The organism is Streptacidiphilus sp. EB129, assembly GCF_041262645.1.
Classification (GTDB): Bacteria; Actinomycetota; Actinomycetes; order Streptomycetales; family Streptomycetaceae; genus Streptacidiphilus.
Genome location: NZ_JBGCCS010000084.1, coordinates 1 through 7,090 on the forward strand (window position 1 = coordinate 1; position 7,090 = coordinate 7,090).

Annotated in this window: 8 protein-coding genes and 1 pseudogene; 8 read left to right on the forward strand and 1 reads right to left on the reverse strand. The window is 70.1% G+C overall.

Going from position 1 to position 7,090, the window contains the following annotated elements; all coding sequences use genetic code 11:
* Positions 1-94: 94 nt before the first annotated feature.
* Both ABH925_RS37285 and ABH925_RS37290 read left to right on the forward strand, forming a co-directional pair.
* A pseudogene (locus ABH925_RS37285) lies at positions 95-442 on the forward strand (SAM-dependent methyltransferase); the annotation flags it as partial.
* Positions 443-973: 531 nt separating this feature from the next.
* Positions 974-1,219 carry a hypothetical protein gene (locus ABH925_RS37290; protein ID WP_370156005.1) on the forward strand — a complete coding sequence of 82 codons (246 nt, stop codon included), beginning with the start codon at positions 974-976 and terminating at the stop codon, positions 1,217-1,219.
* Between the two features lie 1,101 nt (positions 1,220-2,320).
* Here ABH925_RS37290 and ABH925_RS37295 read toward each other — a convergent pair.
* Positions 2,321-2,725: a nuclear transport factor 2 family protein gene (locus ABH925_RS37295; RefSeq protein ID WP_370156007.1), complete on the reverse strand. Its 405-nt coding sequence runs from the start codon at positions 2,723-2,725 to the stop codon at positions 2,321-2,323.
* A gap of 138 nt (positions 2,726-2,863) precedes the next feature.
* On the opposite strand from ABH925_RS37295, the gene ABH925_RS37300 reads away from it, so the two are divergent.
* From ABH925_RS37300 to ABH925_RS37325, 6 genes are all read left to right on the forward strand, one after another.
* Positions 2,864-3,709 carry a MerR family transcriptional regulator gene (locus tag ABH925_RS37300; protein WP_370156008.1) on the forward strand — a complete coding sequence of 282 codons (846 nt, stop codon included), beginning with the start codon at positions 2,864-2,866 and terminating at the stop codon, positions 3,707-3,709.
* Between the two features lie 132 nt (positions 3,710-3,841).
* Positions 3,842-4,159 carry a hypothetical protein gene (locus ABH925_RS37305; RefSeq protein WP_370156010.1) on the forward strand — a complete coding sequence of 106 codons (318 nt, stop codon included), beginning with the start codon at positions 3,842-3,844 and terminating at the stop codon, positions 4,157-4,159.
* A 161-nt stretch (positions 4,160-4,320) separates the two neighbouring features.
* A complete protein-coding gene (locus ABH925_RS37310) occupies positions 4,321-4,503 on the forward strand; it encodes a hypothetical protein (RefSeq protein WP_370156013.1) in 183 nt (60 codons plus the stop codon).
* Positions 4,473-4,814: a hypothetical protein gene (locus tag ABH925_RS37315; protein WP_370156016.1), complete on the forward strand. Its 342-nt coding sequence runs from the start codon at positions 4,473-4,475 to the stop codon at positions 4,812-4,814. Before ABH925_RS37310 ends, ABH925_RS37315 begins: the two co-directional genes overlap by 31 nt.
* Positions 4,751-5,740 (forward strand): prepilin peptidase, encoded by a 990-nt coding sequence (locus tag ABH925_RS37320; RefSeq protein ID WP_370156018.1) that lies wholly within the window; start codon positions 4,751-4,753, stop codon positions 5,738-5,740. Before ABH925_RS37315 ends, ABH925_RS37320 begins: the two co-directional genes overlap by 64 nt.
* Positions 5,741-6,180: 440 nt before the next feature.
* The gene (locus ABH925_RS37325) at positions 6,181-6,534 is read left to right on the forward strand and encodes an Imm8 family immunity protein (protein WP_370156020.1); all 354 of its coding nucleotides are present in this window, start codon (positions 6,181-6,183) and stop codon (positions 6,532-6,534) included.
* Positions 6,535-7,090: the final 556 nt, after the last annotated feature.

The following is a 7,090-nucleotide window of genomic DNA, read 5'->3' on the forward strand; positions in this document are numbered from 1 at the left end:
GCTGAGTAGTACTTGTGCACCATCGGTGCCATCTCTTCCTCTGAATCCACGAGATCCAGTGTCCGTGATGTCCACCGATTGGGGGGAAGCCCCCTCCGCCACCGAGCTCGACCTCGGTGAAGCCTCCCTCGGCGGCGTGCTCGGGTGGTGGTCACTGTTCAACCTCCCCCGCGATGTCCTTCCACAGGTCCTCGCCCATTTCGCGCACGCCCTGAAGCCGGGCGGGCACTTCATCGCCGCCACACACGTCGGCGACGAGGATGCGGTGCGCACCGAGGCCTACGGCGGAGTACCCGTTCGTTGGACTACGCACAAGTGGCGGCCGGAGCAGCTCGTGGACCTGATCGAGCAGGCCGGACTGCACCCGGTCGCCGAACTCCGGCTCCCTGCGGATGAGCAGACCGGGCCGGGTGTGGTCGTCATGGCCAAGCGCTCCGTCTGAGGACCCAGGCCCCGGAAGCGGCACGCACTGGACTGCGCCTGCGCCTTCGACCTCCCAGCCTCCGACATCTGACCAGCCCCACACGACGCCGCCTCCGGAGTCAACCCCCGAAGGACTTCCGGAGGCGACCACTTAGCCATGACCCCACAGTAGCTACGTACCGATACCAGATGCTAGCAAATGCCGGAATCGACCCCGCGAAGCCGCTCATCGCTGGCATGGATGCGGCGCCTTCAGGCGAGCCGGCCGTGCTGACGGGTTTCAGGGCCCCTCGGCGAGCGCGACGGCCGGCAGGAAGGAGTCCCCTTCCAGCTCGTCCGCCCAAGTGAACCGAGCGTCTGCGTCAGCCATGCCATCCATACTGGCGCCTGCGTTGTTGTCGTCCGGGGTCGTGTGGGCGGTAGCCCGTCGATAGGCGTCCGGCCATACCCGGCGACGTTCATTGCGATTCCCTCTCGATCATGTCCATTTGCTGCAGCTTTGAGGTGGCCTCACGGCCCGCGCCTACCGATCGGGCCCTAAGGTGCCCGCATGTCCCTACGTGTGAAGAAGACGCTCCTCTCGCTCCTGCGGGGTGTCGTCCTGATGGCCGCGCTCACCGCATACGGCCTGTCCAAGCCCCACACCCACTTCGCGCTCACCCTCCCCTTCGTGTTCTTGAGCGTCTTCTGGATCGCGATCACCGTGTACACGTGGTGGTGGTACGGGGACTCCGAGAAGGCAGTCGCACTGCGCGCCCGGGCCGAAGAGAAAAGGGTGGCACCGCGGGCACGCTGAAGGCCGGTCACCGATACAGGCGCCCTTCCCGGTGCTCGCCCGGGTACGAGCGGTCGCAGTGGTCGCCGGGCTGGACCTGATCCCAGCCCGGGGCTCCGGCAGGGTGGCGAACCAGGAGGCGAACTCGGGGGAGGCGGCGAGGGGCACCCCGTGCCGAACCAGCCACTGCGCGCCGCTGTCGGTCATGCCGCCCCTCCCGCCCGGTCGATGACCTCAATAGTGGCCGCACCCGGCAGCACGTCCCAGCGGGCTCCGGGAGCATGTACCGGCCGGTCGGGTCACGCTTGCCGAACGTCGTCTCGAAGGACACGCGGACCCGGTCGCCGAAACGGGACACGCGATCACCCAGCGGCTCCGCTTCGCCGCACTTGGCCCACGCGTCATCAGCCAGCCGCTCGATGCACTCCGTCGACGCTACCGGGCACGATGACACGATGCCGCGCACGGCGTTCCGGGTCAGCGGTTGGACGGACGGTGTCCGGTCATGGCCGACACTTAGACACACGGAGGGCCCCGTTGGAACAGCGCTAACGACAAGCTCGCCCAGATCGACCGCCGTGCGTACGGGGCGGTCAACCGGGTGAACGGCTCGGCGAACGTGCGACGCGGACAGTCCGCTGCTCGACGTCCAGGCCGTCGATACCGTCGAACACCAGCGATTCCCAGAACGATACGTCGGTCCGCATGACCAATACCGTCACCGGCCACAGCAAGTCACGACAGAGATGGCCAGAGACCCGATGGAGCGTCACTTGGGCTGGCAGAAGTCAAGGCGTACGCGGTCTCACGCGGACCTGCTCCTCGCAATCGAACACCGAGGTGACGCTCCGCGACCGCTCCCCGAGATCTGTGCCAGAACCGAATACCGGGAACAGATGTTGGTCAGCGACGAGAGCACCATGTGGAGCCAAGAATCGGTGTCGTCGAGAATCGAGAGCACTCGGGTGCTTGTCTCGGGGCCGCGGTTGTGCTTGGCCTTGAACGTGGGCTGTCGCCTTCTGAACTCCGCTGGTTATGGGCCGCCCGGCGTGGTGCCCCGCTGACGAGGAAGACCCTCAGCCGTGAGAGGCCATCGACCGCGCCGGACGGCCCGGCCAGGCCCTATGCCTCGGGCAGCGGCTGGACGGTCAGGTGGTAGTCCTGCAGGATCCGGCCGTCGTCGTCCAGAACGAGGAAGACCCGGGCCGCGAAGGCCACCTCGTCGGCCTGGGGGCCCTTGGCGTACGTCAGCTGGATGGTGAACATAACGACGTCGTCGTGAACGGTGACGTGGTTGTCGTCCGTGACGTGGTAGTCGCCGGTGGCGACGAACAGTCCGTGCGCCTCCGCGACCCGGTCGACCAGCCCGGCGCGGCCGCGGAACTGAGCGCCTTCGACGAACTCGACGCCGTCCGGAACCCACAGCTCGGCCACGGCGCGCTCGCGTGCGGCCGGGTCCGGCTCGCTCCACACGGCGATGTAGCGCTGCACGATCCGGTCGACGTCGATTGCGGTGGTCTGCGACATGGTGGGTCAACTCCCCTGTTCGGTGCGTGATCGGCCGGGTTCCGGCCGTGGGCACCAGGCTCCCGGTGGCCGTCGCGGGAGAGTCAAGGCAACAGTGCGGCCGAACTCTCCCCCTGCGGGAGGCCGCACAATCGACGGGTGATCAGCTACCTGTCGATCGGGGACTTCTCCCGCGCCACCCACATGACCGTCAAAACCCTGCGCCACTACCACGAGATCGGGCTGCTGGAACCGGCCGGCGTCGATCCGCAGAGCGGCTACCGGCGCTACTCGGCCGAGCAGATCCCCACCGCCCAGGTCGTGCGCCGCTTCCGTGACCTTGGAATGCCCCTGGAGGAGATCCGGACCGTCCTGGCCACCTCCGACGTCCCCACCCGCAACCAGCACATCAACGCGCACCTGCACCGACTGGAGGAGGAACTGGGCCGCACCCAGCGCGCGGTGGCGGCGCTGCGCGACCTCCTGTCTCCACCAGTCGCCGCGGACTCGCCCGCGATCGAGCTGCGCAGCGTCGGCGCCGTCCAGGCCGCGGCGATCACAGCGACCGTCGATGCCCAGGACGCCGGAACGTGGTTCCAGGGCGCCCTCGGCGAGCTGTTCGCGACCGTGGCGGGCCAGGGGCTGAGGGAGACCGGCCACGCCGGCGGCGTGTACACGGACGAGCTGTTCACCCTGCACCGCGGGCAGGCCACCGTCTTCGTGCCCTGCGACGGCCCCGTCCGGCCGGTCGGCCGGGTCACACCGCTGATGGTCCCGGCGGTGGAGCTCGCCGTGCTCGAGCACTGCGGGCCGCCCTCCGAAGTCGACCGCGCCTACGGCACGCTGGCCGCCCACGTCGCGCGCCACGCGCTCGCCGTGACCGGCCCGATCCGCGAGTACTACCTGGTCGGCCAGCGCCACACCTCGGACAGCGCACTATGGCGGACCGAAGTCTGCTGGCCGGTCTTCCGCACCGGCGTCGCCGACCCGCAGGCAGCATGCTGAGCTCGTGCGCCGACACGCAGGTACTGCCACTTCTCGGCAACGTTTCCCGATCCCGAGGCAGGATCCGCTCTCGGAACCCGCCGACAACTGCTCCCGGTCCTGACCTACGCAGCCAGTCAGCGAGCTTCGGTCGTGGCGGCCCCGTGGCGCAAGAACGACCTTCTGGACTGGGTGCGGTCAGCTGGCCTGGAGCCGCCCGCCCTGTACGGGCTCGGCTTCGAACACAACAACTGCGGGGGCCGACGCGTCAGGGGAGGAATCGGACACTGGCGCCAGCTGCTCGAACAACTGCCCGCACGCTACCGGGAGGCCGAGGAACTGGAGCAGGAGCTCCGCTCCACCCTGGGCAAGGACGTGTCGATCCTGCGCGAGCAGCGCGGCGGCGAACGCCGCAACCTGACGCTGAGGGAACTGCGTGAACGCTGCGAGTCCGCCGTCCGGGCCCGCTGAACGTCTGCTGCTGCGTGTAGGCCTGACCCCGGGGACGTTTCGGCGGCCCCGGGGCTGCCCGGGGCCGCCCGCTGGTCTTGATGAGGGACAGAACTCGCGGTCGGCACCGGTCCGGTGCACCGGTGCCGACCGCTGCCGCCGGGTCGGGCAAGATAGGCGTCATGGCCAGACCGAGCGCCGCCAAGGCGGCGGCCCTGCACCAGCGCCTGACCACTTATGCTCGACGCTGGCCGCAGATCACTGAGATCAAGGTCCGCTACCGGGCCGGATACGCCTGCATCGACGCCACCGTCGAGGACGAGGACCGCGACGTGTGGCCGAGGACGGAACGCTCGCGGCCATGATGGCCACCAGCAGGTACCCGCTGCCGGTCGCCGACGACGTGGTCAACACCGACGCCCTGCTCGGCCACGACGGATTCGTCGGCATGAAGACGGGCTCCGATGACGCGGCAGGGGGCTGCTTCATGTTCCGGTCCGAGCTACCCACCGAGAGCGGCGGCGTAACGGTGATCGGCGCGGTGCTCGGGCAGCGAGGACGCGACCTGATCGCCGCAGGACTGTCCGCGTCGAACAGACGAGGAATAGGACGATGCACAACCAGGAACAGCCCATCGCGACCCAAACGCGCTCCGACGCCGCGTCGGCGGGGCTGAATGCCGGATCGGGTCGTCGAAATGAGTCGGCCTCGCTCCACGGGCGGGTCACCCGACTGAAACCGGCCCTGTGGTTCCTGCTCGCGCTCGCCGGCCTCTACGGCCTGGCGGTCTGGAGCGTGATCGGGCAGTCAACGGAGAACGCGCTGGTCGCCGGGCAGACCGGCCGGGCGTCGATCCTCCACTGGAGCCTGGCAGCCGGCCTGCCGCCGCTGAAGCGGGGGTCGGCGGCGATGGCCGCGGGCGTCGTCCTGATCGCGGCGGCAGCGCTGCTACGCCGACGTTGGCGCCAGGGCGTCGCCGGTGTCGGGATCGCGGTGGCCACCGTAGCGACCGCGATGACGTTGCACGCCGTCCTGCCCCGTCCCGGGCTCGTCTCAGCGTCGCAGGGACTCACCGGCGCGAGTTTCCCCAGCGGTACCACCGCCATCACGGCCGGACTCGCTCTCGGGGCCGCAGTCGTGGTTTCCCCAAGTGCCCGACCGTACGTTGCGGCCCTCGGCGCACTCTGGCTCGCCGTCACCGCCGGCGCCGTGCAAGCACTCTCCTGGCACCGGCCCAGCGACGTCCTCGGCGCCACCCTGCTGGCCTGCGTCTGCCACGCCACGGCCACCGCCCTGCTCCCACGCGGCGAGCAGGGCGAGCAGGGCGCACAGGGTGAGCGGGGCGCGCAGGGTGAGCGGGGCGAACGTGGCGAGCGGGGCGGCACACGCCGCTCCCGCGCGTTGCCGCCGCTGGCCCTCGCCGCGGCAGGAGCGCTGCCGGCGAGCGGGCGGGAGGATTCCATCGCGCGCCCGCTGGTGTTCGCCGGTGTGGCCTTCACATGCGCGGCGCTCGTCTGGCTCACCGCGACGGGACACTCCTTCCGCCCCGGCCGCAGGACAGAATCCACGAAGCCTGATACCGCGGCCGGTTCGAGCCTGTGACATCCTCCCGCCCGGGGTTGCGGGCGAGCACCGTCGCACGTGGAGCGGGTCGGCAAGGGCTGTCCGGTACCGGTCGGAGTCCGCGGGCCGCCCTGGCCTGCGTCCCGCGCCCGCTCCATCCCGCGCCCGCTCCATCCCGCGCCCGCTCCATCCCGCGCCCGTCTGCCGCCGCGGGCCTGCCGCCTGCCGCTTGCCGCCGCGCCCCCGCACCCTCGCGCCCCCGCGCCGGCCGCCGCGCGCCGGGCCCGCCTCCGCCCCGCCGAGACCCGGTCCACCGACCTGTTCCAGCTCGCCACCGAACTGCCCGCCGCGATCCTCGCCCGCACCCACCCTCGGTATCCACATCACCGTCGCCGTCAAATGGCAGTGAGCCGCCGGAGACTGGGCGGCCGGTGCGTTGACAACATCAGCCAACGCACCATCAAGGCACGGGAGAACACATGAGAGTTCAGATCCGTCATCTCCTCACCCCGGACATCGACCCGACCACCTTCGCCCCCGAAGATCCCGAACGGTTCATGTTCATGGTGCAGATGCTGGCCCGGCCATCCGATGGCCCGGGAGAGGAGTCGTTCCAGTTCATCGTCTGCACCCCAGGATGGCTACAAGATCAGGTCGACCGCGACGGCCCGATGCCGGGTGCCCATCACGTGATCGTCGGCACCTTCGACTGGCCCGCACTCAAGACCTTCTTCCAGCGGCTGGTCTCCCAGTGTGCCGGAGCCGACTGGAACGAGGCCGCCACCAAGCTCAGCAGATACAGCCTCTACGAGTTCGCGCACCGGACTGCATGATGTGACCTCGCAGGATGCATTCGGACAGTTGGTCACAACACCCTCAGGAAGGTCCACACGGCGATCCTGGCCGTGACCATCCCGTTCCAGAGCGCGCTCGCTGCGCCGTTGCCTGCGCACCCGCTCTCTGCCATCCGGTCCGGTCCCGCAGTACCAGGGGGCCGGGCCGCACCGCGTTGACCCCGGCCGAGCCGGTCGCCGAACCACGAGCCCAGCCCCACCCGCCAGGCTCCGCCACCGCGCTGCGCCGCGCTCCACCGCCAGCGCACCGCCGCCGCGTCCCCTGGGGCCCCCGGGCGAACCCGCGCCGGGCTTCTGCCGGTTGGTCGCGCGGGGAGGCTCCCATCGGCCGTGTCGGATTCCCGTCGGGAATGCCGCCCGTCGAGGCTGCTCCCGTCACTGCCCGTCGCCGCGCCCCCGCTGGGCCGACGCCCCGTCCTGGCGGCCTGACGGGCCACCGCCCCGCTTTCCGCACCACCCTGTCGGCGGCCGTCTCAACTGCGCCGATTCAGTTGGATCAAGTCCCAGCGGTTTCCATACAGGTCTCGGAACACCG